The sequence below is a fragment of the Spirosoma gilvum genome, from assembly GCF_054776815.1.
Window position 1 is genome coordinate 130,556 of sequence record NZ_BAAHBH010000014.1, and the last position, 23,133, is coordinate 153,688.

The 23,133-nt window shown below is 48.4% G+C and carries 23 protein-coding genes; 13 read left to right on the top strand and 10 right to left on the bottom strand.

Features of this window, described 5'->3' with window-relative positions:
* Window positions 1-3: 3 nt before the first annotated feature.
* The 7 genes from ACYVFD_RS30000 to ACYVFD_RS30030 form a co-directional block, all read right to left on the bottom strand.
* On the bottom strand, window positions 4-1,095 hold the full coding sequence (locus tag ACYVFD_RS30000) for an efflux RND transporter periplasmic adaptor subunit (RefSeq protein WP_461094289.1): 1,092 nt from the start codon (window positions 1,093-1,095) through the stop codon (window positions 4-6).
* A gap of 85 nt (window positions 1,096-1,180) precedes the next feature.
* Window positions 1,181-1,477, bottom strand: coding sequence for a hypothetical protein (locus ACYVFD_RS30005; protein ID WP_461094291.1), 297 nt, complete (start codon window positions 1,475-1,477; stop codon window positions 1,181-1,183).
* A 496-nt stretch (window positions 1,478-1,973) separates the two neighbouring features.
* Window positions 1,974-3,332 (bottom strand): HAMP domain-containing sensor histidine kinase, encoded by a 1,359-nt coding sequence (locus ACYVFD_RS30010; RefSeq protein ID WP_461094293.1) that lies wholly within the window; start codon window positions 3,330-3,332, stop codon window positions 1,974-1,976.
* A 109-nt stretch (window positions 3,333-3,441) separates the two neighbouring features.
* Complete coding sequence (locus ACYVFD_RS30015) at window positions 3,442-4,113, bottom strand: response regulator (RefSeq protein WP_461094295.1); 672 nt, start codon at window positions 4,111-4,113, stop codon at window positions 3,442-3,444.
* A gap of 200 nt (window positions 4,114-4,313) precedes the next feature.
* On the bottom strand, window positions 4,314-5,534 hold the full coding sequence (locus ACYVFD_RS30020) for a PQQ-dependent sugar dehydrogenase (RefSeq protein WP_461094297.1): 1,221 nt from the start codon (window positions 5,532-5,534) through the stop codon (window positions 4,314-4,316).
* Between the two features lie 245 nt (window positions 5,535-5,779).
* Window positions 5,780-6,679, bottom strand: a complete 900-nt coding sequence (locus tag ACYVFD_RS30025; RefSeq protein WP_461094299.1) for a dienelactone hydrolase family protein — start codon at window positions 6,677-6,679, stop codon at window positions 5,780-5,782.
* 183 nt (window positions 6,680-6,862) lie between these two features.
* The gene (locus tag ACYVFD_RS30030; protein ID WP_461094301.1) at window positions 6,863-7,534 is read right to left on the bottom strand and encodes a YceI family protein; all 672 of its coding nucleotides are present in this window, start codon (window positions 7,532-7,534) and stop codon (window positions 6,863-6,865) included.
* Between the two features lie 381 nt (window positions 7,535-7,915).
* On the opposite strand from ACYVFD_RS30030, the gene ACYVFD_RS30035 reads away from it, so the two are divergent.
* The 3 genes from ACYVFD_RS30035 (at window position 7,916) to ACYVFD_RS30045 (ending at window position 10,383) form a co-directional block, all read left to right on the top strand.
* Window positions 7,916-9,124 (top strand): sensor histidine kinase, encoded by a 1,209-nt coding sequence (locus ACYVFD_RS30035; RefSeq protein WP_461094303.1) that lies wholly within the window; start codon window positions 7,916-7,918, stop codon window positions 9,122-9,124.
* A complete protein-coding gene (locus ACYVFD_RS30040; protein WP_461094305.1) occupies window positions 9,121-9,825 on the top strand; it encodes a LytR/AlgR family response regulator transcription factor in 705 nt (234 codons plus the stop codon). Before ACYVFD_RS30035 ends, ACYVFD_RS30040 begins: the two co-directional genes overlap by 4 nt.
* Window positions 9,826-10,023: 198 nt before the next feature.
* Window positions 10,024-10,383: a hypothetical protein gene (locus tag ACYVFD_RS30045; protein ID WP_461094307.1), complete on the top strand. Its 360-nt coding sequence runs from the start codon at window positions 10,024-10,026 to the stop codon at window positions 10,381-10,383.
* Window positions 10,384-10,405: 22 nt separating this feature from the next.
* On the opposite strand, the gene ACYVFD_RS30050 is transcribed toward ACYVFD_RS30045, so the two are convergent.
* The 3 genes from ACYVFD_RS30050 to ACYVFD_RS30060 form a co-directional block, all read right to left on the bottom strand.
* Window positions 10,406-11,143, bottom strand: a complete 738-nt coding sequence (locus tag ACYVFD_RS30050) for a DUF1223 domain-containing protein (protein WP_461094309.1) — start codon at window positions 11,141-11,143, stop codon at window positions 10,406-10,408.
* 74 nt (window positions 11,144-11,217) lie between these two features.
* Entirely contained in the window at window positions 11,218-12,036 is an 819-nt protein-coding gene (locus tag ACYVFD_RS30055; protein WP_461094311.1) for a molybdopterin-dependent oxidoreductase, read from the bottom strand.
* The gene (locus ACYVFD_RS30060; RefSeq protein WP_461094312.1) at window positions 12,033-12,794 is read right to left on the bottom strand and encodes a cytochrome b/b6 domain-containing protein; all 762 of its coding nucleotides are present in this window, start codon (window positions 12,792-12,794) and stop codon (window positions 12,033-12,035) included. The genes ACYVFD_RS30055 and ACYVFD_RS30060 overlap by 4 nt, the downstream gene beginning before the upstream one ends.
* Window positions 12,795-13,102: 308 nt before the next feature.
* Between ACYVFD_RS30060 and ACYVFD_RS30065 the strand changes: the two genes are divergently transcribed.
* The 10 genes from ACYVFD_RS30065 (at window position 13,103) to ACYVFD_RS30110 (ending at window position 23,126) form a co-directional block, all read left to right on the top strand.
* Window positions 13,103-14,764: a 7TM diverse intracellular signaling domain-containing protein gene (locus ACYVFD_RS30065; RefSeq protein WP_461094313.1), complete on the top strand. Its 1,662-nt coding sequence runs from the start codon at window positions 13,103-13,105 to the stop codon at window positions 14,762-14,764.
* 247 nt (window positions 14,765-15,011) lie between these two features.
* Window positions 15,012-15,629 (top strand): hypothetical protein, encoded by a 618-nt coding sequence (locus tag ACYVFD_RS30070; RefSeq protein ID WP_461094314.1) that lies wholly within the window; start codon window positions 15,012-15,014, stop codon window positions 15,627-15,629.
* Between the two features lie 65 nt (window positions 15,630-15,694).
* Window positions 15,695-16,954 carry an aminotransferase class I/II-fold pyridoxal phosphate-dependent enzyme gene (locus ACYVFD_RS30075; protein WP_461094315.1) on the top strand — a complete coding sequence of 420 codons (1,260 nt, stop codon included), beginning with the start codon at window positions 15,695-15,697 and terminating at the stop codon, window positions 16,952-16,954.
* A 22-nt stretch (window positions 16,955-16,976) separates the two neighbouring features.
* Window positions 16,977-17,990: a thiamine-phosphate kinase gene (locus ACYVFD_RS30080; protein ID WP_461094316.1), complete on the top strand. Its 1,014-nt coding sequence runs from the start codon at window positions 16,977-16,979 to the stop codon at window positions 17,988-17,990.
* A complete protein-coding gene (locus ACYVFD_RS30085; protein ID WP_461094317.1) occupies window positions 17,987-18,523 on the top strand; it encodes a sterol desaturase family protein in 537 nt (178 codons plus the stop codon). Before ACYVFD_RS30080 ends, ACYVFD_RS30085 begins: the two co-directional genes overlap by 4 nt.
* A gap of 3 nt (window positions 18,524-18,526) precedes the next feature.
* Window positions 18,527-19,222 (top strand): START domain-containing protein, encoded by a 696-nt coding sequence (locus tag ACYVFD_RS30090; protein WP_461094318.1) that lies wholly within the window; start codon window positions 18,527-18,529, stop codon window positions 19,220-19,222.
* A 13-nt stretch (window positions 19,223-19,235) separates the two neighbouring features.
* Window positions 19,236-20,171: a diacylglycerol/lipid kinase family protein gene (locus tag ACYVFD_RS30095; RefSeq protein WP_461094319.1), complete on the top strand. Its 936-nt coding sequence runs from the start codon at window positions 19,236-19,238 to the stop codon at window positions 20,169-20,171.
* Entirely contained in the window at window positions 20,168-21,130 is a 963-nt protein-coding gene (locus ACYVFD_RS30100; RefSeq protein ID WP_461094320.1) for a UbiA family prenyltransferase, read from the top strand. Before ACYVFD_RS30095 ends, ACYVFD_RS30100 begins: the two co-directional genes overlap by 4 nt.
* Window positions 21,130-22,194, top strand: coding sequence for a DUF3419 family protein (locus ACYVFD_RS30105; protein ID WP_461094321.1), 1,065 nt, complete (start codon window positions 21,130-21,132; stop codon window positions 22,192-22,194). Before ACYVFD_RS30100 ends, ACYVFD_RS30105 begins: the two co-directional genes overlap by 1 nt.
* The gene (locus ACYVFD_RS30110) at window positions 22,191-23,126 is read left to right on the top strand and encodes a hypothetical protein (RefSeq protein WP_461094322.1); all 936 of its coding nucleotides are present in this window, start codon (window positions 22,191-22,193) and stop codon (window positions 23,124-23,126) included. Before ACYVFD_RS30105 ends, ACYVFD_RS30110 begins: the two co-directional genes overlap by 4 nt.
* Window positions 23,127-23,133: the final 7 nt, after the last annotated feature.

A 23,133-nucleotide genomic window follows, 5' to 3' on the forward strand; every position in this document is an offset into this window, starting at 1 on the left:
TGGTTATTCGGCATATAATTCCAGATGAGAGACAACGGACTCAGGCTGAACGAATTTGTATGCGATCTTTTGATTTTCCCGTACCTGCCGTAAGCCTTCCAGAAGAATCTTATCATCTTTTTTCAGCCCCGATTTAACCACGAAGATGTGCGGCAGTTCGGCAGCTATCTCGATTTCTCTAGATCGAACCTTGTTGTCTTTGTCGATCACATAGACATACTTCTTTTCCAGAACTTCGAAGGTAGATTTCTGAGGGATGATCAGCGCGTTCCGAAGCGGCAACGTCATCAGGATATTACCGGTTTCGCCATGGCGCAACAGGCTGTTGGGATTGGGGAAGGTGGCCCGAAACGCAATATTACCCGTCTCGTTGTTGAAGTCGGCCTCAATGGTCTGCACGACACCCGGGTGCTTGAACACCTGATTGTTTGCCATGAGCAGATTCACATGATTCAGGTTCTCCTGTTGAGCGTGGGTCTTATAATTCAGGTATTCAGCCTCTGGAACGTTGAAATACACCCACATCTGGCTGTTGTCGGATAAGGTCGTCAGCAGGTCGCCTTCATCGACAAGGCTACCCAACCGTACCTGGAAGTGGTCCATGATGCCATCGAACGGAGCCCGTACTTCCGTAAAACCGAGGTGTACTTTGGCCAGCGACACTTCCGCGTTTGCCTTGTCGAGCTTCGCTTTGGCCAGTGCTAATTCATTTTTCGAGACAATATTGCTGTCGGCCAGCGCCTTTGTGTTTCGGAACTCTACCCCAACGAAATTGGCTTCTGCTTCTGCTTTTTGCAGCTCGGCCTGGTATTGAATGGGCAGAATCTGGAACATGAGCTGCCCCTTTTTGACATATTGCCCTTCGTCTACGAAGATTTTCTGGAGGTAGCCTTTTTCCAGCGCCCGTAATTCGATGTGCTGGATCGATCGAATCTGACACACGTACTGGTTGGTGATCGTGGTGTCTCGTTGTAATGGGCTGGTGACTGAGAACTTAGTCTCTTCTTCTTTTTCTTCTTCTTTGTGTGAACAGCTTGTATTACCCAGCAGTGCACATAAGCTCAAGAGGGTGAGCACGAAAATTCTATTTTTCATAATCTTTATTTACACGTAAATGACAGTTTTTAAGGTGGGTATTGGTCGGGAGCCTATGGCGAATGGTTCTGGAGAAGACACTCCCTTATTTAGATTTGGCTAAAGGGTGTCGAAAGGCCGCTACCTTGTCGGGTGGAGCATTGGGGGCCTGCTCAAGTTGCCGGATCAGGCTGTCTTTTTGTTGGTTAGCCCGCTTGCATTCTAACAACTGCTGTTGCCAGTCGACCCGGTCCAGCGGATGAATGGAATTACCTAATTCGTATTCGTAGGCATTCCGCAGGTGATTTTGCTCATACAGCAAGACCCCATTGTACACCAGCGAAAGTGCCAGTGCGAGGCCAAGACCATACAGCAAAATAGAAGGGAAATACCGGCGTTGCATAGCTTATTTATGCGTTGAGCTACACAAATGAAGCGCCCGGACATTAAAACGGTATGAGAGGGAAATTAAAAACTATTGGAAAGATTATAATCTCAACCCCTTTTTTTGGATAAAAATAAGCTTATGTGTTTGAAAAATTATATTTAATATTTTAATGAGCCTACTTATTGATTAAAGTTTAGCGATTGGCTTTAAATAGATTAAAACAGGATTAAAGGAGTGTGCTTGATTCGTCTAATGAATTTCAGGGGATTTAGGGGTAAAACAACCAACAAATTGACGATTTACTAAAGAACCTGTTTAAACTTTTTCTTTTGCGGAAAATGTTGCGAATGAATGTTTTGTCATTCTGACGAAGGAAGAATCTTACTGTTTCTCGACTGAAAAGTAAGGATACGTTAAGATTCTTCCTTCGACTACGCGTCCCGGTCAGAATGACAAAAAACGCTCTCAAATAAAAGTTTAAACAGGTTCAGGATTAAAAATACCGGAACGATTAAAGCAGACCCGGCAACCGAATGATAACTGAAGTGCCCTGATTCATCACAGAATCAATTTGAAGTTGCCCCTGGTGTAAGTCAATAATTTTTTGCGTAACGGCCAGGCCAATACCGTAGCCCGGTACACCCTCTACGTTTTTACCCCGGTAAAGCGGATCAAAAATGTGCGTGATGTCACTCTCAGAAATACCTCGTCCCTGGTCGGTGACAGTTACTATAATCTGCCCCTCCTGAGACTGTAAGTCGACGGCCACCGCTTCACTGGAATATTTGCAGGCATTATCCAGCACATTCAGAAAAACAGTGGTCAGCAACATAGGGTTGCCTCTGACCGTAAAAGCACCGTCTTCTTCATTGGTCTTGAACTGAAGTGGCAATTTCCGACCTGGATACCTGACCTGTACCTGCCCAATGGCTGTAAGCAGGCAATCGTCAACCTGAACGGTTGTAAGGGCTACGGTGCCATCCGTCACTTTGGCCAAACCAAGTAACCCATTGGTTAGGGCGATCACTTTTTTTAGTTCTTCAACGGCTACTTCCATACTTTCCCGCCAATCGGCTGGATTTTGGTCGTATCGTAGTGAGGTTTCCAGCGTGCCCAGTGTGTTGGTCAACGGCGTTCGCAGTTCGTGAGATGCATGGGAAACGAAACTACGCTGAGAAACAAACGCATCTTCCAGCCGAAAGAGCATCTGGTTGAACGTCATGGCAAGCTGTGCAATTTCGTCGCGTTGATTGCCCTCATTCACGCGCTTGTGCAGATGGGTAGCCGTGATCTGCTCCACTTCATCGACGATCCGCGAAATGGGCTTCAATACCTTACCGGAGAAATACCACCCCGCCAGCACGATCAGCGCGAAACCGAGTAGGTTGGCCAGTAATAGAATTTCCTGTAAGGTACCTAGCTTGGCGAAGCCGATACGGTCATAGCCGGAAGCGAAAATATAGAACGTCTGTCCCCGATCCTGATACGGAATTACGATGGATTCAAGGTGGCCGATTTTAAATTCAAACAGGGAGTTGGTGGCCAGCAGGGGTATTTTTTCTTTATAATAATCAGACTCTTTTAAGGTGCGATTGGTAAAAACCAGATTGTGTCGCTGGTCAAAAATGCTGATCTGTTCCTCCACAATCGTGAGCAGATCGGTCCGGACCATGTTCTTGAAAAAGTCGTCATGCAGGTGCCGCCGGGAAATCAATACCCGACCGGCTACGCGGGCTTTCCCTTCCAGCCGACTATAAAACTCCTCCTGTCGATATAGCGAATAGAAATACCAGACCAGCAGCGAAAGCGTAATCTGGATAGCCATCGCCAGCAGCGTAAAAATGATCGTCAGACGATTACGAATGAGCATGGGTTTGTCGTTATCTAGCGAGGAGCAAGGTGCAAGGAGCGGGGTGTCGACCTTAAGATCCTATATTTTATCCCCTCTTTTTCCTCCCTGCCCCTTGCTCCTCGCCCAATTACTCCTCCCGGAGAACGTACCCCATGCCGACAATGGTGTGCAGGAGTTTGGGCGAAAAGTCTTTGTCGATTTTTTTACGCAGATAACTGATGTACACATCGATGACATTGGTGTTGGTATCAAAGTTGAGGCTCCAGACCCGTTCGCTGATGTCTACCCGCGAAATGATCTTGCCTTTGTTGAGCATCAGGTATTCCAAAAGGGCGTATTCGCGGGTGGTCAGGTCAATGCGTTTACCTGCCCGACTTACGGTTTTAGTATCCAGATTCAGCTCCAGATCGGCTAGCTGGAGTCGTTGTTTCTGTTTGGGGCCGTTCCGGCGCGTAAGTGCCCGGAGCCGTAAGAGTAGTTCTTGAAACTCAAATGGTTTGGCCAGATAATCGTCGGCCCCAGCGTTGAAACCGTCCGTTTTATCGGATAGGCTATCCAGGGCCGTCAGCATCAGAACCGGTATGGCTTCATTTTCGGAACGGATCAACTGGCACAGGTCAAAGCCATTCAGCAGCGGTAAGTTGACATCCAGAATGATAATATCGTAGACATTACTGCGAAACAGCCCCAGCCCCGCACGTCCGTCATGCGCCACATCCACTTCGTACCCTTCAGCCGAAATACCTTTGCGGATAAAGGAGGCCAATCGCTCTTCGTCTTCAACCAAAAGGACTTTCATAACTGAGTTTGACTACAGCTCTACCTACACGTTGAGTGCACTGACTTATAGCCTGTAAGTCTATGGCAAGTTACTACTTTTAAGGATTTGAAAAGTTTTATACAGGCTTATAGAGGAAGATAAAGGCCAGCGTCTATCGCAACTCGATATACGCTGGCCTACTGAGTGATTTTTAGCTGTTGAGCAGCCGTTTCACAGGGCTATTTTTTACCAATGCGGTAGAGTCGGCCCTGATCCGTAATGGCATATAAGGCCCCATCTTTGCCCTGGGTAATATCCCGGAAACGCTGGTACTCATTAGCCAGCAAGCGCTCTTCGCCTACCACTTTATCGTTTTTAATAACGAGCCGGGCGATGTGCATCCCGCTAAGCGTACCCACAAACAGGTTATTCTTCCATTCGGGAATCAGATCGCCACTGTAAAAGGTCATGCCACTGGGCGATACCGATGGGTCCCAATAATACACCGGTTGCTCAAGACCCTCTTTTTGCTGAATGCCTTCGCCTACTTTTGACCCACTGTACTCGATACCATAAGTAATAGTTGGCCAGCCGTAATTCTTGCCGGGTTTGATATGATTGATCTCATCGCCACCTCTGGGGCCAAACTCGCCTTCCCATAGGTCACCCGTAACGGGATCAAATGCGAGGCTCTGTACATTCCGGTGCCCATACGAGTACAACTCGGGTCTGGCACCTGCCTGGCCGTCAAATGGATTGCCGGAAGCCGGTTTGCCTTCTTTCGTGATGCGGATCACTTTGCCCAGACCCGAGTTTAGCGACTGAGCCTGAGGGCGAGTGACTAAATCCGAGCGCTCCCCGGTGCTGATGATCAGATTGCCACTTTTGTCGATCAGAATCCGACCGCCATAGTGTAGATTGCCTTTGTAAGCCGGTGTAGCGCGATAAATGACAGTTGGGTTCTCAATCGTTTTTTCATCGGCCGACAGTTTTCCTTTGGCAACGGCCGTCAGGTTTCCTTCGGGCAGTGGATCAGAAAATACCCAGTACACCATCCGATTGCTGGCAAAATCGGGATCGACGCGAACGCCCAACAGTCCACCCTGACCCGAGGGGTTTACCTTTGGAAGGCCGGTGATTGGCTCACTGACTTTACCGGCAGAGGTCACGATACGCATCGTACCTTCTTTTTCCGTTATCAGTAAACGCCCATCGGGCAGACTGGTAATACCCCAGGGGCTTTTCAGACTTTCCGTGAGTACTTTGCCTTCGTAGCTGGTGGCAGTTTTTACCCCGGCAATTCGGGTTTGGCCCGCAAAAGCTGATTTGTAGGCCGAATTAGGGTCTTTGGTTTCTACGGGCGCTCCGGCAGAAGCCGTTGTTTTTTCAGATGCACTCTGACCACAGGATGCGAACGCCAGAAAGGTTCCGGCTGCGATCATCGGAATAAGGTTCCTCATTTTACACAGGTTTATATTGCTTGATGCAATGCATTTTAAAAAGTAAAACTACGGTCGTTTCTAACTTCACAGCGTTGCCAGGCCAAAAATGATTCCTTGAATACCTTATTTGACGCAGTTTTTTTATTGTGAAACGTCGGGTAACAAGTTGGTCGACCAGGTATGTATTACTGACTGAAAGCAACAGGGTGTCCATAATCGATTGATCGACATGGACACCCTGATTAAATAGCAGTGCTTAGAGACTACGTCAATTTCTCCTTAAAGAAGTCGACCGTACGCTTCCAGGCAAGTTCGGCAGCGGCTTTATCATAACGAGGGGTGGTATCGTTATGGAAACCGTGGTTAGCATTCGGATAGATGTATGCGGTGTAGTCTTTCTTATTCTCCTTTAAGGCCGCTTCATAGGCTGGCCAGCCCGCATTCACCCCTTTATCCAGCTCGCCATAGTGTAAGAGCAAAGGCGCTTTAATCTTAGGGACATCCTCAACCGGTGGCTGCCCGCCATAAAAGGGAACTGCTGCCGATAAGCCGGGGATACGGACGGCCATCATATTCGAAATCCAGCCACCGAAGCAAAAACCGACCACGCCAATTTTACCGTTGCAGTCTTTATCGTTTTTCAGATAATCGTAGGCCGCGATGAAATCTTCAAGCATTTCATTTCGGTCGCGTTTGCTTTGCATGGCACGGCCGTCGTCGTCATTTCCCGGATAGCCGCCCAACGGACTGAGCGCATCAGGGGCAATCGAAACAAAGCCAGCCAGTGCCGCCCGTCGCGCAACATCGGCGATATGCGGGTTCAGCCCCCGGTTTTCATGCACGACGACAATGCCACCCAGCTTCTTTTTTGTATCGGCTGGCATCGACAATAACGCTTTGATCGTTCCCCCTCCTTTGGGCGACTGATACTGAATAGTCTCTGATTTCAAGCGGGGGTCATCGGCTTTTATCTGAATGGCTCCCTTGTAATCGGGCATCAGAAAGCTCATCAACGAGGTAACCGTAAGTCCACCAACGGCATAGGTCGATAGCTTTTGTACAAAATCCCGCCGGTCGATCCGGTTGTGGGCATAGTCATCATACAGGTCAAACACTTCCTGTTTGATGTCTTCTTTTTGAATGTTGTTCTGGTTCGTCGGCATAGGATTTAAGTACTCAAGTATAAATAGTTTATAGTATGCTACAAAAGTGTTTTTGTCATGCTGACGAAGGAAGCATCTCCGGAGATGACCTTTTATCTGACTACCGAAGATGCTTCCTTCGTCAGCATGACAAAAAATAACCTAATGTATTTTCAATGACCTACTTACATGGATTTAGGGCGATTAGATGCTGGTTTTGGCCGCCACTATTTTCAGGTCGAGTGCAAAGGTGTCATCAATAATTTTATCAGCCGCTGTACCGATAATGGCAGCCCGGTATTTAATATCGTAATCCAGTCGATTGACTGTAAGCTTAGCCGTAGCCTGAACCATATTTCCGGTGAGATTGACTGTAGCCGGAAACGTCTGTGGTTTGGTCGTGTTTTTAATGGTCAGATCACCACTGATGGTATAATTGGGCTCGCCTGCTTTGGCTCCACTAATGGGTTTTACGCTGGTAATGGTAAACGTTGATGTCGGGTATTTTTCGACCCCAAAAAAGTCTTCCGATTTCAGGTGATTGACCAGTCGTTCGTTGAACGGATTGGCTTCTCCTTTATCGACATCCCGCATGGTCGTCATATCGGCAACGAAGGTACCTTCGGTTAGTTTATTGCCAGCCATACCGAGTTGCCCTTTGGCGATTTTTACGATGCCGTTGTGCTGACCACCTACTTTTTTTGAGTTCCAACTGATCGTACTTTGAGTTGGGTCGACGGTAAAAGTGGTTGCTTTGACGGAGTGATGGTGAATGGCAGCATTTTTTTGTCCTTCGTTGCCACCTGTGCCGGGACCTAAATGGCTGGTAAAGAGCAGTGCGGTAAGGGCAACACTGGCGCCTAATGTGTTTAACATGCGTGTTTAAAATTGGTTTAATGAATTTGTTTACGGATTCAACAAAGGTATTGGCAACCTCCTGGTAAGTTTTGAAGTACTACAGATAAGTACTAATCTTACTCAGACCAATCGCCTGACGGCCCTATTTTGGTTATAGAAAAATGTGAAGTTGCCCGGAAACTGAAAAATAAATCTGTTTGAATGACCGATTTTAGGAGCTGAGTAAAGCATTTTGATGGGTAAATGAAAGTTAATTCTAACGTTTTTGTCAGAACGTACCGCCTGATACTGGTTTCAGTTGGCTCGATTGATGTTTACCCCCGTTCTTGACGGATTAGCCACAATTATTCGTTGCCGCCAATCCGTTCATTTACTTTTGTGATCTATCGTACGAAATGAATGGTCGCCTGGTTACGAGCCCATAGCACTCAGTTATTGATTGGAACTGCCTTAGCAATTCTACCACTGTTCTATTTTGCTTACAACGGCCTCAGTCTTCGCCCATTGAGGCCGCACGAATACCTTGTTCAGAATGGACTGGCCTACCTTTTCCTGGTATCGTTCTCCTACTTTAACCATACGCTGTTTGTGCCTCGCTGGTTTCTGACGAAACAGTACCGGAAATACATCATTCTGGTGGTGAGCTGCATAGTAGCGGCCGTTTATTTGCCGTACCGAATTGAGCAGTGGGTGTTCTTTAAAGTTCCTCCGGAAAATACCCCGCTGGCCTGGGCCCGCCAGATTTTTGTGGCAGAAATGATGCTGGATGCCCCATCGGGACAGTCGTTCAGATCCCATCCTGATGAGCATGAGCCACCATTTAAGCCGTTTGATCAGGAGCGAACCCCTAACCAATCAGGCAGCCCGCCTGCTCATCCATTTGATAAACAGTCTAATGACCACCACGGCCCACCTTTTACACTACTGCTACCCGTGAAGCTAGCCATCTTTTTCTTACTGGGCAGTGTAAGTACCCTCATTTCCATCTCGATACAGACCGCTAGTCGACTCCATCAGGTTGAGAATGACCAGCTACAGGCCGAGCTTCGCCAGCTCAAAGCGCAGATTCAGCCGCATTTCCTGTTCAATACGCTCAATAGTATTTATGCGCTGGCTATTCGCAAGGATGAACAGACTGCCGATACGATTGTAAAGCTCTCGGAATTTATGCGGTACATTATTCGGGATGCTCACCGCGACAAGGTGGCTCTGGCTAAAGAGATCAATTACATTGCCAATTACATTGACCTTCAAAAGGCTCGCTTACGGGATGCCGTTCGGATTGATTACCAACTGGAGGGTGATGAGAAGCAATGGGAAATTGCTCCATTGTTATTGTTCTCGTTTATCGAAAACGCATTTAAATATGGCGTAAGCCCAGACGAAGAATCACTGATCGATATCCATTTACGCATTGAAGAAGATCGTCTGCATCTGTATGTCGCCAATAAAAAGGTACAGGTCAGCCAGTTCGAAAATTCAACGGGGATAGGCCTGCAAAATACCCGCGAACGGCTACGGCTTCTTTACCCCGATGCTCACCAATTAATGATCGACAATAGCCCCACCGATTTCCGTGTTCATTTACGCCTTACGTTATCTGCATGAAAGCCATTGCCCTCGACGACGAACGACCTGCCCTTGATGTTATAGAGGCCTTTTGCAGCCGAATCGACTCGGTTGATCTGGTCAAAACCTTCATTCGTACCGGTGATGCTCGTTTGTATCTGGAAGCAAATCCCGTTGATCTGATTTTTTTGGATATCAACATGCCGAAAGAATCGGGACTGGACTTCTTTAAATCCATCACCCAACAGACGCTGGTCATCTTTACGACGGCTTATAGTGAATATGCCTTGGAAAGCTACGAAGTAGAGGCTGTAGACTACCTCCTGAAACCCTACACCTTCGATCGGTTTACCAAAGCTGTACAGCGGGCGCAAACCCGTTGGCGGGCGCTCAAACAAGTTGATGGCGACAATGGGGGAGGCTCCGAACGGACGCATCTTTTCTTCCGGGCCGATTACGGGTTGGTGAAGGTTACCATTGCTGATATACTATTCATCGAGGGATTAGATAACTACCTTAAAATCCATTTGGTTGAGGGACATCCCATCGTGCTACGACTAACCTTAAAGGCGATACTGGAAGAGTTGCCTGCCAGTAAATTTATTCGCGTTCACCGATCGTTTATTGTTGCCTTGGATAAAATTGAGGCCATTCGCAGCAAAATGATTCTGATTGGGGATGAGGAAATTCCTATTGGCAGCAGCTACGAAAAGGAGTTTTTCAGCCTTTTTATGAAATAAAATTGCTCAAGAATTAGCCTTTCTTATAAACACGATTTCGGTAAACCCGTTACCTGCGTGTCATTTTCGTATTGATTCGAAGAGGGGTAGACTCATGTTAAATCACTTATCCCGTGAAATTGCCGCTGATGTAGTTGATTATAACTGATATACATCGCTACTGTATATTGCATAGTTCCTTGTAAAACAATGATCACTATGAACAAAATAGTCTATGGACTCTTTTTGGTAGGCATCCTGTCTGCCTGCTCTGGAGATGGAGATCTGACCATTTCAGTCACTGACTCCTATGACGAATATGAGTTTTTTGCCAAGTACGATAAGGCAAAGAGCCAGCGTGTTCAGGATTTTATCAATGCCAAGATGGCTCCCGCCACATCGGTTAAAGGCGACCATATAGATATCTCTACCAAATTGGATGATAATACAGAATTTAAACTGGAAGAATACGAGGGTAAGCTGCGCATAAAATTAGACAAGGAAGCTAATTCGGAAGCATCTTACCATCGTATTAAATCAATGTGCGAGGGCGTTAAACGGATAATTCAGGATAAATAATCCGAGATGGCAAGCGATTGTTTTATAGCATTTTAGCGCCAACAACCTGCTGGTTATCGGTTCGCTGGACATACACCAGTACGCCTGTTTGATCGACGGGCAAGTCGTTGGGAATGGATAAGGTTGCTGTGCCGGATTTAGCTGGATTGTCGAGCGTTTTAAACTGTCGAACCACGTTGGCATTGGTTAACGTTCGGCCACCGTTTTCACCGTTTTTTACGGCGGTTTGCACTTCTTTTTGGACTACGGCAATATTGACTCGGTATGGTCCTGTAGTCGATAATTCATAGCTGACGGTTACCTGATTGGCCTGTTTTTTCAGGCTGGCATCTACTTGCACGAACGCGGAGGCCGGTTCTTTTTGAATGCTCTGGATAGCCTGCTCAATGCGGCCACGTTGTCCGCCAATCACCTCCTGATGGCCATTAATAACCAGTTGTGGTGTGTAGGTTTGCGATTTAAGAAGTCGGTCGTACTGGCGTTGGCGATCAGTATATACTTTGGTACTGAATGGGTCGGTCCAGCCAAGCCGGTTCCAATAATCAACATGAAACGAAAGGCCGTAGACGGCCTGACCCGACTGAGTTGCCCGTTGGGTGATTTCCTGTAGGATTTTGTCGGCAGGTGGGCAACTGGAACAGCCCTGCGACGTAAATAACTCCAGCACCACAACCGGCTGTGGAGCTGGTTTGGTGGGTTTATCAAGCGAGAAGCTTGATGCCATTCCCAACAGTGTCAGAATGATGAGGGTGTACTGCATAATTGACGAGTTTTGGTGCTGATCATTAGTTGATTAGCTAATTTGATTCCGTAGATTAGGGGTTAGTGCAAATCTTACAGGCCCACATAATAATCATAGCCCCGCTCGGCCCAGAAATCGCGGGGACGTTCGTCGGAAAAAAACATCCGGCCAATCCGTTTCAGGTTTTTAACACCGTATTTGACCGGAATAATCAATCGGAGGGGAGCCCCATGGGCCGACGAAATAGGCTCGCCATTGAGTTCGTAAGCCAGTAAGGTCTGCGGATGCATCGCACTTTCGATGTCAATGCCTACATAATACCCTTTATCCGGTGTTTCCAAACCAACATGCTTGAACAGATCGTCGGGATTATTCGGGTCCGGTGCATTGCCGCTGCGTGTACCAAGCTTGTATTTCTCCAGAAAATCGGATAGTCGCGCTCCGCCCCAATGCTGCACCTGACTCCAGCCTTCCACGCATTTAAACTCATACACCATCTCGTGTTTGGGCAAGGATTTAACATCGTCGATCGTAAGCAGTAGCGGTTCGCCTATTCGGGATTCTGTAGCTGGATTAGCATTGCGATCTATTTGCAGTTTCCAATCTTCAGGGATGGGTGCTTTTAGGCCATCGTAGCCATTGACGCGGGCTTTTTTTGCCGCTTCGGCAACCGGGTAAGTCGGTACGAGGTGGTTATTGCTAAAATAGGTTCGGGCAATTTCCTCATTGGCATTGAGAACGTTCCGAAGCGGTCGTTTCACCCCCTGGGCACCGGCACTATTTTTGACCCATTCATAGACACCAACGGGCACAGTGGCAGCCAGCGCAAACCAGCCAAACGCTTTAAGCATTCGCCGACGCGCTGTTGACTCGGGAATTGTATCTTCAGGCAGTTGTGGTTCTTTACTCATGATAAGGCAGGTTTATGGGTTGGCTCAATCGGTTCCAATGGAGTGTCCGTTGGTGCATCGGGTTCACTACTGGTCGGTATTTCCAGAACGGGCTGGTCCGGGGCATTGGGTTTTACAATCTCAAATCCTGTCACCATCGACTGGAAATTGTTCCAGCCCGCCAGGATTACCTGGACAATGTGAATCACGAAGAAAAACACATAGCCCAATGTCAGGATGAAATGTTCGAGTCGGGCTGCTTTGTATCCACCTAAAAGGGCGGTTAACCATGAAAACTGCGTGGGTTTATAAATGGCGTAGCCCGTCAGGACTGAGCCAATACCCATCAGCATGATGGAGAAATAAGCGATTTTCTGTGCTCCATTGTACTTGATGAACGGCGGCTGGGTTTTACGGAGATGAAGATCATATAAGGTTACCTGAATGGCCTCGCGAAACGAATTCCGGTCGGGAACCAGGTGCCGCCATTCGCCCGAAAGAAACGTGTAGACCACATACAGAACGCCATTTAGAATAAACAGCCACATGAACACAAAGTGCCAGGCCATGCCTTCGGCCAGCCGCCGGGAAACGCCCAGGAATTTGAAGAAACCGTTTGAGAAGAAAGTGATCAGGTTATAATCGCCAATCTGAATTTTATAGGGATGATATGCCCAGTAAATCAGAAGGCCACTCCAGATCATAACAAACAGCAGCGGGAAATTAATCCAGTGAAACCACCGAATGGCCAGTGGGTGCTTGTGAACAATTCGTTTCATAAAATGCGTCGGTAGTGCATGGGGTTAGACCTGTAGCGTTCCTGGATGTACGTTTTCATACCCAAGATTTCTCGTATTCTGTGGTATGAAAGCTGCTTGCTACATGTGAAATATACGGCTAATATCGCTGAAAAGTTTTGGTTACTCCCTGTAAATGCTGGATTCGTTAGGGGTCAGAGTTTTTAGCGTGACCTTTTGATAATCAGCGTAGTTTTCTATTTTGCATATTGTAAAAAATACTTACTTCGTAGTGGGTAAATTGCCTGGAAATAGACTATTTGTGAGTCCTTAAAGTAATTTCATAAACTATGCTGCTGATCCGGGCTTTTCTACTCGTTATGATTGGTTGTGGGATGGCAATAGCCCAGCCCCTGGCCCAGCCATCGCCTGATCATCTGGTGGAATTGGGACCGAAAGCGGCTATTCTGGATGATCCTACGCTCCAGCTTACCTTTGCGCAGGTGGCGGCCCTGCCCGACTCGGCTTTTCGGCTTAGTCGCCAGCGGAAACTCAATTTTGGCCACACCAACTCCCGAATCTGGCTCAAATTTCACCTGGAAAATTCCCTTCCTGAGTCGCTGTTTCTGCTGTTTATGACCCAGGACGCTGACTATGTGGATCAGTACGTCATTAGCGAAACCGGAACGATAACAGAACACCATTCGGGCGTATTACGTCCGTTCGAAAGCCGATTTTTTTTGGCCAACACGGTGGTACTACCTCTTGGGCAGCGCCCACGAACGGTGTTTCTAGCCCTGCGCGACGATAATATCCTTCATTTTTCGGTATTGCTGGCGCCCGTCCGGCCTATTGTTAGCCATCTGCAAAAAGAGTCGCTGTTCAATGGGGCTGTGATGGGGCTGATGCTGGTGATGGTGATTATCAACTTATTCGTCTACGGACTCGTTCGCGACCGGGTATATCTACTGTACGCTGTATATGTTACGCTGTCGTGCATGACCTTTATGTCGTTTGAAGGATTACTGTATGATCTGCTCTGGCGATCAACTCCGGCGCTAAATAATGGACGGCTGTACCTGCTCATTTCAGCCATGACGTTTGCGGCCGCCATCTGGTTCTCGATGAATTTCCTTCGAACCCGTGAATTTCTGCCCCGATTTTACCAGTATTTTATAGGATTGCTAAGTCTGGTCGGGCTGACAACACTCCTGCGGCTACTCGATGTGCCGGGGCTGGAACGGATATTTTACGGGCTCACCCTACTTGGTTTTTTATCGCTGCTGGTGTTAGGCATTCGCACCTATGGACAGGGGTATCGACCGGCACGCTATTACCTGCTGGCCTGGAGTTTTTACATTGCCGGAACCATGACGAGTGTTCTTGGACTGCTCGATATTATCTCATTTACGCATCTTTGGATCGTGTATGGCTATCAGTTCGGAGCAGCTTTCGAAGCTATCTTGTTAACGCTCGCTCTGGCCGATCGGCTACAAACCTATCAGGCCGAATACCAGGCCGCTCAGCAGCTGGCGCTCCAGCGGGCGAGCGAAAATGAAGAACTGCTGGCACGTAACAACGAACTGCTGGCCGAAAAACTAGACGACGAACATCGGCAGGAGCCCATGACCGACGATATGCGGAGTCTGTTGCGATTGATGAAAGAAGACCGCGACCGAATCCGTAAAATAGCGATTCCCACACTGGATGGCATGCTGCTGTTTCCGCTAAGCGACATTACCCGGCTCGAAGCGGCTGGAAGTTATACAACCATCCATTTGTCGAACCAGAAAACCGTACTGGCTTCACGCGGACTGGCCGAGTTTGAGCATTTATGTGCAGAAGGAGAACCATTTTTCCGGACGCATAAGTCGCATATTGTAAACCTGAATCATGTGGTTAAATACCTGCGTGGCGAAGGTGGTCAGGTCGTTCTGGATAATGGTCATGCCATTGATGTATCCCGACGCTCAAAACCTGAATTGATGAAACGATTAGTGGGTGAAGAATAGCATTAGTCGTTGAAATAGCCGTTTTTACACAGACAGGCCCGGTTTTTACCGGGTTTTTTCATGACCAATAATCGGGGAAAATCCTCCGTTACTGAACTCATTTCCCCCGTTGCGCAATTGCAAGTGGTTTTTTGTGGAATCTGCCGACAATTTTGAATCACTTCCGCACCACATACGCATCAGCAATATCGAGTGAGGGCAAACTTCTATCCACACCTTTCCTTTAGCACGTAGCCAACGTAAAACCATGAAAAAACAACTACGTTTCCTCGTTGTACTGGTAGTGGCTGGCCACCTTACGTTTGGTCAGACTCCGTTATCCGTGGTAAATGTTCATCGTTACATTGCCAATGTGTATGGAATGACTTCGAATAAGCCCGAAACAGGGGTTTTGTTCGAGTTGACTGATTCGACAGTTGTGTTGGCGACGGCCAGTCGATTAAAAGCAAAGCTAAAACCATTTCTGGAGCAGTCCAATGATACCTTGCCCCCCACCGATTCGCTGGTCGATGCATTGGCGTTGCGGGTGTACCGCTATGCTGATATCAAGCGAATAACCATGCACCGGGCTGCCAGCCCTGTTGTTGGCTTGGCACTCGGAACAGGCTTAGGGCTAATAATTGGTCTGAGTAAGAAGCCACACTATGATGATTTAGCAGATTTAGCTATCAAAGGCAGTGTATATTGTGCTCAGACTGTAGGGTATACACTCTCTTCTGCCCTGTTGGGAATGGTCGTAGACGGATTGGTAAGTAAGAAACTGGCAAAAGAAAGTCGGGGACCAATAGCCAATCAGGTGAAGGAGCGCTTCCGGAAGTATACGATTGTGGAACAGATCAATCAGGCCCGGCTGTATCAGCCATGAAATCAAATCTATTCGTTTATTTACTAATCTATGCGGGCAATTAAACGCCAAAAGCTTTTCTGACTATGGACAGGTTTACTGTTAATGCCCACGCCGAGAATCTGAATCTGCGGGATTTTTTGCCTACGTCAGGGAAAGCTACACTGGACGAGCGGGTGCTGAACTTTCAAGGGTTTTTGGGCGATCTGGACCGCCAGGGACATTTGCTTTATCGGCGTCAGATCTGTTCGGCCCCCGATCGGGAGGTTGTTGTTTTCGACCCGCTTACCCAAATGAAGCGGTCTATGCTCATGTTCGGGTCGAATAATTATCTGGGAGTAGCTACCCATCCTCACGTTCGCGATCGAGTTGCAGCCGCAATGGATCAATTTGGGACCGGGCTGGGTGGACCGCCCTTGCTGAATGGATATACGGATTTGCATGCTGAGCTGGAAAGCAGACTATCGGTGCTTAAGAAAACGGAAGATACGCTTATTTTTCCGTGTGGATTCAATGCGACCATGGGCTGGCTGACTGCGTTGGTTCAGTCTGACGACGTCTTTTTCTATGACGAATACAATCATGCGTCGCTGCACCAGGGACTGCATTCGCTTCGATGCCGGAAAATACCCTTCCGGCATAACAATCTGGACGATCTGGAACGTAAACTGGCTGTTTATGGCGGTAATACGACCGCTGGCTGGCTCATGGTTGAGGGTGTTTACTCAATGGACGGCGATTTAGCACCCTTGCCGGAATTAGCCAAATTAGCTAGTCTCTACAACTGTCGTCTGGTTGTTGATGATGCACATGGAACGGGTGTACTCGGTGCCGATGGGTCGGGAACGGCTAGTCACTTTGGGGTCGATGGGGTGTTTTTGCATTTGGGGACATTCAGCAAAAGTCTGGCAGCAACCGGGGGATTCATCAGTGGCTCGAAAGCCGTAATCGATTACCTGCGATTCATGAGTCCGCAATACATGTTTTCGGCATCGCTACCACCCTTTTTGATTGCGGCCATTCTCGGCGGGCTGGATGTTATCCGGGACGAGCCCGAGCGTCGGCACCGTCTTCATGCGAATGTCAGCTATTTGTTGAACCAACTGAATAGCTACGGTATTTCAGTGGCGAGTCAGTCAGGCATTGTTCCTGTACAACTACCCGGTAGAGGGCGCGCCCGCGAAGTGGCCAGAGATATTCACGAGAAGGGCATATTTTTAAACTCCATTGAATACCCGGCTGTGTCCTGCGATCAGGAACGCTTACGCATTTCGGTAATGGCCACGCATACGGTCTGTGATCTGAACCATCTGACGGATGTGCTGGTCGATGTGCTTGGTTTATAAACCTCCTGATTGCTAGTAGGTTATGTATAGTGAAGAAGCATTGCTCAGTCTCTACAAGCGGTTGCATCAACGGTCGCCTAATCAGTACAACGCGGTCAATGAAACCGACGCTGAACTGATTCGATTACCAGGAGCAATCGCCCAATCAGGCGACTCTGTCAATAACTGGCTGGCGTTGACAACGGATACTGTAGTTGAGGAAATCCAACTGGGATTACTTCGGAAACCTTACACCATCGGCTGGTTTGCTGTGATGGCAACCCTAAGCGATTTAGCAGCTGTAGGCGCGTTGCCAATAGGGTTGCTCATGACGTATCAGCTCACCGCAAAGCTTTCGGACGAAGACATAGAACAACTGATTCAGGGAGTGGAAGACTGCGCCCGACGGCATGAGACCTACGTGTTAGGGGGTGATACAAACCAGGCCGACCTGTTCAGTGTATCGGCCACCGCCCTCGGAGCCACATCGGATGGCCGATTTAGTCGGCGGGTTGGATGTCGGGCTGGCGAACGGGTATATGTCACGCCCGACGTGGGACGAGGGAATCTGATGGCCTTTCTGAACCGATTCAATCACTCATTGGCCGAACCGGTAGAGGCATCGTTTCGGCCGGTGGCTTCTTTGGCACTGGGGCAGTGGGTTGCCCGGTCAGGATCGGCTTGCCTGGATGCCAGCGATGGGCTTTTGTCGGGGCTGGCATTGCTACTGACCCTAAATCCAGCTATTGGCTTACGCATCGAGTCGGAGCACATTCCTTACTCGGACATAGTTCGGCAGGTGGCCACAGAAATGAGTATTCCACTAGCTGTATTTGCACTGGGGCAGGTAGGTGATTACGGATTGCTGTTTACGGCGGCTAAAGAGGAATGTCCGCTGGGGGCTGTTTGCCTTGGGGAGGTTATTGAAACTCCCGGATTATGGGTTAACGGCCAACCGTTTGATTATCAACAGGCGCTTCAGCAACTGAATGTGCCGCAGCTACCTGATGCGTATGTTCAAAAGCTTGTTGCACTTAGCCATCGATTTGGATCATGAAGGCTCGTCCACTTTATCAATCACTTGTACTTTTTGGGATCTGTGCCGTCGTTTGTCTCTGGCTGGGTTTTCGTTGGTTATCAGCCGTGGTGGTTGCTGGCTGGTTTATAACTGGATTGTTGATCTTTACACTGATCGAGTATGGGTTACACCGCTACGTTTTTCACCTAAAAACTTCCACCAGCTTTCGAACAAAAATACAATTTGCTGTTCACGGAAATCATCACGCTCATCCGCGCCAACTAACTCAGGTCATGATGAAGCCTATCCTGGCCTTACTGATTATTACCGTATTGGTCCCCCTTTTTTACGGACTACTTGGTGTACGGATGCTGGCCTTCCTACCCGGTTTCTTACTAGGATATAGCCTATATTTAGCGTTGCATTTTGTCATTCATGCCTACCGACCGCCAAAAAACTTTCTGCGGCAGCTCTGGGTGAACCATCATGTTCACCATCGTACGGACACCGTAAATTTTGGGGTTTCGTCGCCCTTATGGGACTTTATTTTTCGAACAAACCATTCGACTTAATTAATGACTATCATTCTGAATCTGATTCGTACTGTGAGTAAATTTAAAGTGCATGTCGTATGGAGTGTGTGGGCTTTTCTGTTGAGCATGAGTGCCTTGGGGCAAGGACGGGATGAGTGGAAACTGGAGAAAGATAAAAATGGGATTCGGGTGTATTCCCGGCATCTGGATGGGAGTCGGTTAAAAGAAATTCGGGTAGACTGCGACATACAGGCTTCCCTGTCTCAACTGGTTGCTTTTTTATCGGATGTCGATCAGTACAGTCAGGTAGTGTATAAAAACAAATCAGCCCAGTTGCTTCGGCGTGTGAGCGAAACGGAATTTTACTATTATTCGGAGAGTGAAATGCCCTGGCCAGCAACCAATCGGGATCTGGTTATTCACCTTCGATTGGCGTATGATCCAACGTCCAGAGTTTTACAGATCAACACCAATTCGGTGACGGATATGGTTCCGCCGAAAGAAGGCTTAGTGCGGGTAGCGTTTTGGCAGGCCGTCTGGCATGTCAGTGCGTTAGCCGATAATAAAATGCATGTCAGTTATACCTTTCAGGTTGATCCCGGCGGAACGCTACCAGCCTGGTTAGTCAATGCGACGGCCGCTGTTGGCCCGTACCAGTCATTCCTGAATATGCGGGAGAAAATCCAACTTCCACGGTATCAGAAGCGCTCGTTCCGTTTCCTGGCCGCAACCGAATAGAATCCTTTTCGTTATGCGCACTCTTTTACTACTGAATGAAGTGGCTAATAATGGAACGGCAGTCCGCAAATGGGCATCCGTTGAAAAGGAAGTGCTGGCGCGTTTACCCACAAAACCAACGGTTATGCGCTACCGGCCTGGATTCGATCTGGGAGCCTGGTTACAGTCGGCGTTAACGACACCAGAACCGACGGCCATCATTGCTGCAGGCGGGGATGGTACACTGCATTATGTACTCAATACCCTGATGAACCTGCCAGCCGATTCGCTTACGTCAGTTTATTTGGGCAGTATTGGGTTAGGGTCGAGTAACGACTTTCATAAGCCTGTCCGTCATCACATTCGTGGCATTCCCATTCGGCTTGATGCCACCCGACCTATTTGGGCCGATGTGGGTCGCGTTCGGTATACGCAGCCAGACGGTCAGCCACAAACCCGTTATTTCCTGATCAATGCCAGTTTGGGCATTACGGCCCAGGCGAATTATTTGTTCAACGAAGGTGACTGGTTCATAAAGTCAATGAAAAATCGGTGGGTTGGGTTGGCCATTCAGTATACAGCCTTAAAAACGATTTTTTCGTATCGAGCCAGGACCTTGACATTGCGGGTCGATGATGCTTCTCCGCTGCCTGTTAGACTGACAAATTTGAATCTGTTAAAAATCCCGTATGTGTCGGGTAGTTTCCATTACAGGCAGGATATAAGACCCGACGATGGGCAATTTGGCCTTAACTATTGCTATGAGCTGAGCCTGCCAGAAACCCTGCGGCTAATGATGGATATGCAGCAGGGACGGTTTGCCGGTATACCTAAGCGAGTAGCAATCTTTGCCCGAACTATGCAAGTTGACGCTGACGATTTTCTGCCGTTTGAAATGGACGGCGAGGTGGTACTGACCCGCCATTGCACGATTGACTTACTTCCCGGCGCTATTCAGGTACTGACATGACCTATCCAATCACTTCACTGTCGTTCTGGCGGGCGTATGGCATACAGATGAGGCCCTATCTGTTCTTTGTGTCGGGGGTAGCGGGTTGGGCGGGTTTTGCAATGGCTGATGGTTACACCTATAAGACGACGCTCGTCTGGGCTGCCTTTTTTGCGTTTCTAACCAGCTACGGATTTGGCCAGGCCCTGACCGATACTTTCCAGGTCGATACGGACGAACTGTCGGCCCCTTATCGACCCTTATCGCAGGGCGTAATCTCAGCTAAGGTAGTTCGCTGGGTAAGCATCGTTGGCTTAGTGGTCAATGGCGGAATTCTGATACTGGCCAATTCGGCTAATGTGTGGCTGTGTGTGCTGAGTATTGCCGGACTGGCGACTTATTCACCTATTAAACGGCATTATTGGGCCGCAGGGCCATTCTATAACGCCTGGATTGTGGCTCTACTACCGTTGATGGGCTTTCATTGCCTGAGTAAGGAATCTGTGTTTCCTGTCGATCAGCGAGGGTCTGTATGGCTGCTGGCACTTTTGTCTTTTTTTGCCTATACCAATTTTGTGCTCATTGGCTATTTAAAGGACATTACGGCGGATCGTCAAACGGGCTACCGGACTTTCCCCGTCGTATTTGGCTGGAATGCAACCGTTTGGGCTGGCGATGGTATAGCCATTATTAGCGGGGCGGTTTGCCTGATACTGATTGGCGAGCCACTGTCTGTTGCGGGCGCATTCTGGCTGGCGGGAATCGGGTGTGCGCTGTGGGGACAGGGATACGCCCATCTGACAACCCGCAAAGTAGAAGAGAATTCGGCAGTACCGGTTATCAATACCGTTCGGAGCTTTATCCTGTGGCATCTGGCGGTGATCGTCGCTATTCAACCCGCAAGCCTGATCGGTTGCGTAGTATTTTATGCCCTGTTCGAACTTGTACTGGCTACCCGACCTGTTATCCACCAAATCTGATGCTGTTTTATTCACACGTCAACGAAGATAATTATATCGAACGGAACGCCCTCTGGCAGCTACAACCCCATACGCTGGTCGGGATTGTGGGGAGTGGTGAGCGACTGCTGGCCCTGATGGATGCTCCTTCTCTTCAGCAAGTAATTGCCGTCGACATCAATCCTGAGGCACATCATCTGTTTGCCCTGAAACTGGCCACGCTAAAAATCCTGTCAGTTTCTGATTATCTGGTGTTTATCGGGCATTTGCCCGCATTGGCCGATCAGCGACAAAGGCAGCTAGAGCAAATCTGGCCACAGCTTGCCCCCGATGTGCAGGCGTACTGGGAGCAGCGACTATCGATCATTGAACGTGGCATTGTAAATGCAGGACATTTCGAACGTTACCTGGCCCGACTCCGACCGTTGGTTGCTTTTTGGTTAGGCTCACGTTTTAACGAATGTTTTACTAGGCCCGTAGCGGCCATTAAGGGATTTCCACATTGGCGCTGGCGAGGATTGATGGCACTGTTCTCACAAACCTGGGTGTATTCGCTGACGGGCAATGTCGATTTGGCTTTCACTGCTTCAGATTGTAATAATCGGCTCATTGCAAAGGCGTTACAGTATACGCTTGACCATGGCACCTGCGCCAGCTCGTATATGTTTCATCTGATTTTCAAGGGGCATTTACGTGATATGAGTCCGACTCACTTACCGCCGTCATTACAACCCGATGTTCTGGAACGCATTCAGATCCGGTTGCGTCAGGGTACGTTGCCAATTCACGTTGTTACGGACGACATCTGCCACTATTTACAACAGGAACCGTTACCGACTGAAGCTATTTTTCTGTCCTTATCCGACCTGCTCAGCTTTGTGACTACCGACACGGTGACCAACGTATTGACCGAAACAAAAGCTCGTAATAAGGAGGCCATCATTCAGGGGGTTATTCGGAGTTTTTTGCGCCATGATTTTCGGCTGGATTCGCCAGCGCATCGACTACATGGGTTCGTTGAACTGCAGGATGTGTCGGACCAGGAGCGGACCCGAATGTATAAAGTCTATCAGTTTGTGCTATGAGAGAGGGCATTTTACCGTATGAACCTGCCTTTGAGGCCGACTTGCTGGCACTGGAACAAGCCTGTCCGCAGGGAAGCACTTTTCTTCAGTTAGTCATGGACCGGCCTCAGTTTATTACTCGTTCGGCCGTGTTTGACCGATATGCTCAATTGACTTATTGGCTCAACGATCGACTGGTCAGTGTATCAGCTTGTGCAGAAACGAGGCTAAGCCTCAATGGTGAGTTGAGTAAAATAGGCTTCCATTACGATGCCCGAACCCACCCCGACTTTCGGAACAAAGGATTGCAGGGGATGCTGACCCGGAAGCTATTGACCGACTTTAGTCAGCCAAACAACCTGAATCGATCCATTGTGACGTTTAAGGCCAATAACCTGGAAACTCTATGGCTTGGGAAAAAAGAAGGCGGTAAATCGCTGTACAACTTCACGTATTTAACCTTGCCCACACAAAAGCAGATTTCACCTCCGAAACCGGGGCAATTGCGCACATCTTCCTTATTTTCTACGGATCTGTTGACAGGACGGGAGGAGTTGAAGGATTTTTACACCTATTATTCAGGTTCGTTAGGCGTATGGCATCTGGATAAAGTGTACCAGCTTCGTGTGCTGCATCTGGCAAGTTGGCTGCGTATCCTGAAGACGCTCACCAGTGGATTCGGGCAGCAGGCGTCACGTATTCCCAATCAGGGGCAAACACTTCCAATGCGGCTGTTGATGGGTTTTCAGGCGGAGCACGCGGGCGATTTAAACGATGTGCTGGCTGATACAGCCCGGCAGGGAATCGATTACTTGCTGGTGGTTACGCATCCCCGAGATGGTCTGTATAAATGGTTACGACCGTATGCCATTGATACGACACAGTATGCGCTGCTAGCCGATTTCTCTATTCAGCCGACCGACCAGTTGACCCTGGATATCCGTTGCCTGTGAGCGATTC

Coding starts and splice junctions, on each gene's coding strand:
- ACYVFD_RS30000 (WP_461094289.1), bottom strand. CDS start 1,095: ATGAAAAATAGAATTTTCGTGCTCACCCTCTTGAGCTTATGTGCACTG.
- ACYVFD_RS30005 (WP_461094291.1), bottom strand. CDS start 1,477: ATGCAACGCCGGTATTTCCCTTCTATTTTGCTGTATGGTCTTGGCCTC.
- ACYVFD_RS30010 (WP_461094293.1), bottom strand. CDS start 3,332: ATGCTCATTCGTAATCGTCTGACGATCATTTTTACGCTGCTGGCGATG.
- ACYVFD_RS30015 (WP_461094295.1), bottom strand. CDS start 4,113: ATGAAAGTCCTTTTGGTTGAAGACGAAGAGCGATTGGCCTCCTTTATC.
- ACYVFD_RS30020 (WP_461094297.1), bottom strand. CDS start 5,534: ATGAGGAACCTTATTCCGATGATCGCAGCCGGAACCTTTCTGGCGTTC.
- ACYVFD_RS30025 (WP_461094299.1), bottom strand. CDS start 6,679: ATGCCGACGAACCAGAACAACATTCAAAAAGAAGACATCAAACAGGAA.
- ACYVFD_RS30030 (WP_461094301.1), bottom strand. CDS start 7,534: ATGTTAAACACATTAGGCGCCAGTGTTGCCCTTACCGCACTGCTCTTT.
- ACYVFD_RS30035 (WP_461094303.1), top strand. CDS start 7,916: ATGGTCGCCTGGTTACGAGCCCATAGCACTCAGTTATTGATTGGAACT.
- ACYVFD_RS30040 (WP_461094305.1), top strand. CDS start 9,121: ATGAAAGCCATTGCCCTCGACGACGAACGACCTGCCCTTGATGTTATA.
- ACYVFD_RS30045 (WP_461094307.1), top strand. CDS start 10,024: ATGAACAAAATAGTCTATGGACTCTTTTTGGTAGGCATCCTGTCTGCC.
- ACYVFD_RS30050 (WP_461094309.1), bottom strand. CDS start 11,143: ATGCAGTACACCCTCATCATTCTGACACTGTTGGGAATGGCATCAAGC.
- ACYVFD_RS30055 (WP_461094311.1), bottom strand. CDS start 12,036: ATGAGTAAAGAACCACAACTGCCTGAAGATACAATTCCCGAGTCAACA.
- ACYVFD_RS30060 (WP_461094312.1), bottom strand. CDS start 12,794: ATGAAACGAATTGTTCACAAGCACCCACTGGCCATTCGGTGGTTTCAC.
- ACYVFD_RS30065 (WP_461094313.1), top strand. CDS start 13,103: ATGCTGCTGATCCGGGCTTTTCTACTCGTTATGATTGGTTGTGGGATG.
- ACYVFD_RS30070 (WP_461094314.1), top strand. CDS start 15,012: ATGAAAAAACAACTACGTTTCCTCGTTGTACTGGTAGTGGCTGGCCAC.
- ACYVFD_RS30075 (WP_461094315.1), top strand. CDS start 15,695: ATGGACAGGTTTACTGTTAATGCCCACGCCGAGAATCTGAATCTGCGG.
- ACYVFD_RS30080 (WP_461094316.1), top strand. CDS start 16,977: ATGTATAGTGAAGAAGCATTGCTCAGTCTCTACAAGCGGTTGCATCAA.
- ACYVFD_RS30085 (WP_461094317.1), top strand. CDS start 17,987: ATGAAGGCTCGTCCACTTTATCAATCACTTGTACTTTTTGGGATCTGT.
- ACYVFD_RS30090 (WP_461094318.1), top strand. CDS start 18,527: ATGACTATCATTCTGAATCTGATTCGTACTGTGAGTAAATTTAAAGTG.
- ACYVFD_RS30095 (WP_461094319.1), top strand. CDS start 19,236: ATGCGCACTCTTTTACTACTGAATGAAGTGGCTAATAATGGAACGGCA.
- ACYVFD_RS30100 (WP_461094320.1), top strand. CDS start 20,168: ATGACCTATCCAATCACTTCACTGTCGTTCTGGCGGGCGTATGGCATA.
- ACYVFD_RS30105 (WP_461094321.1), top strand. CDS start 21,130: ATGCTGTTTTATTCACACGTCAACGAAGATAATTATATCGAACGGAAC.
- ACYVFD_RS30110 (WP_461094322.1), top strand. CDS start 22,191: ATGAGAGAGGGCATTTTACCGTATGAACCTGCCTTTGAGGCCGACTTG.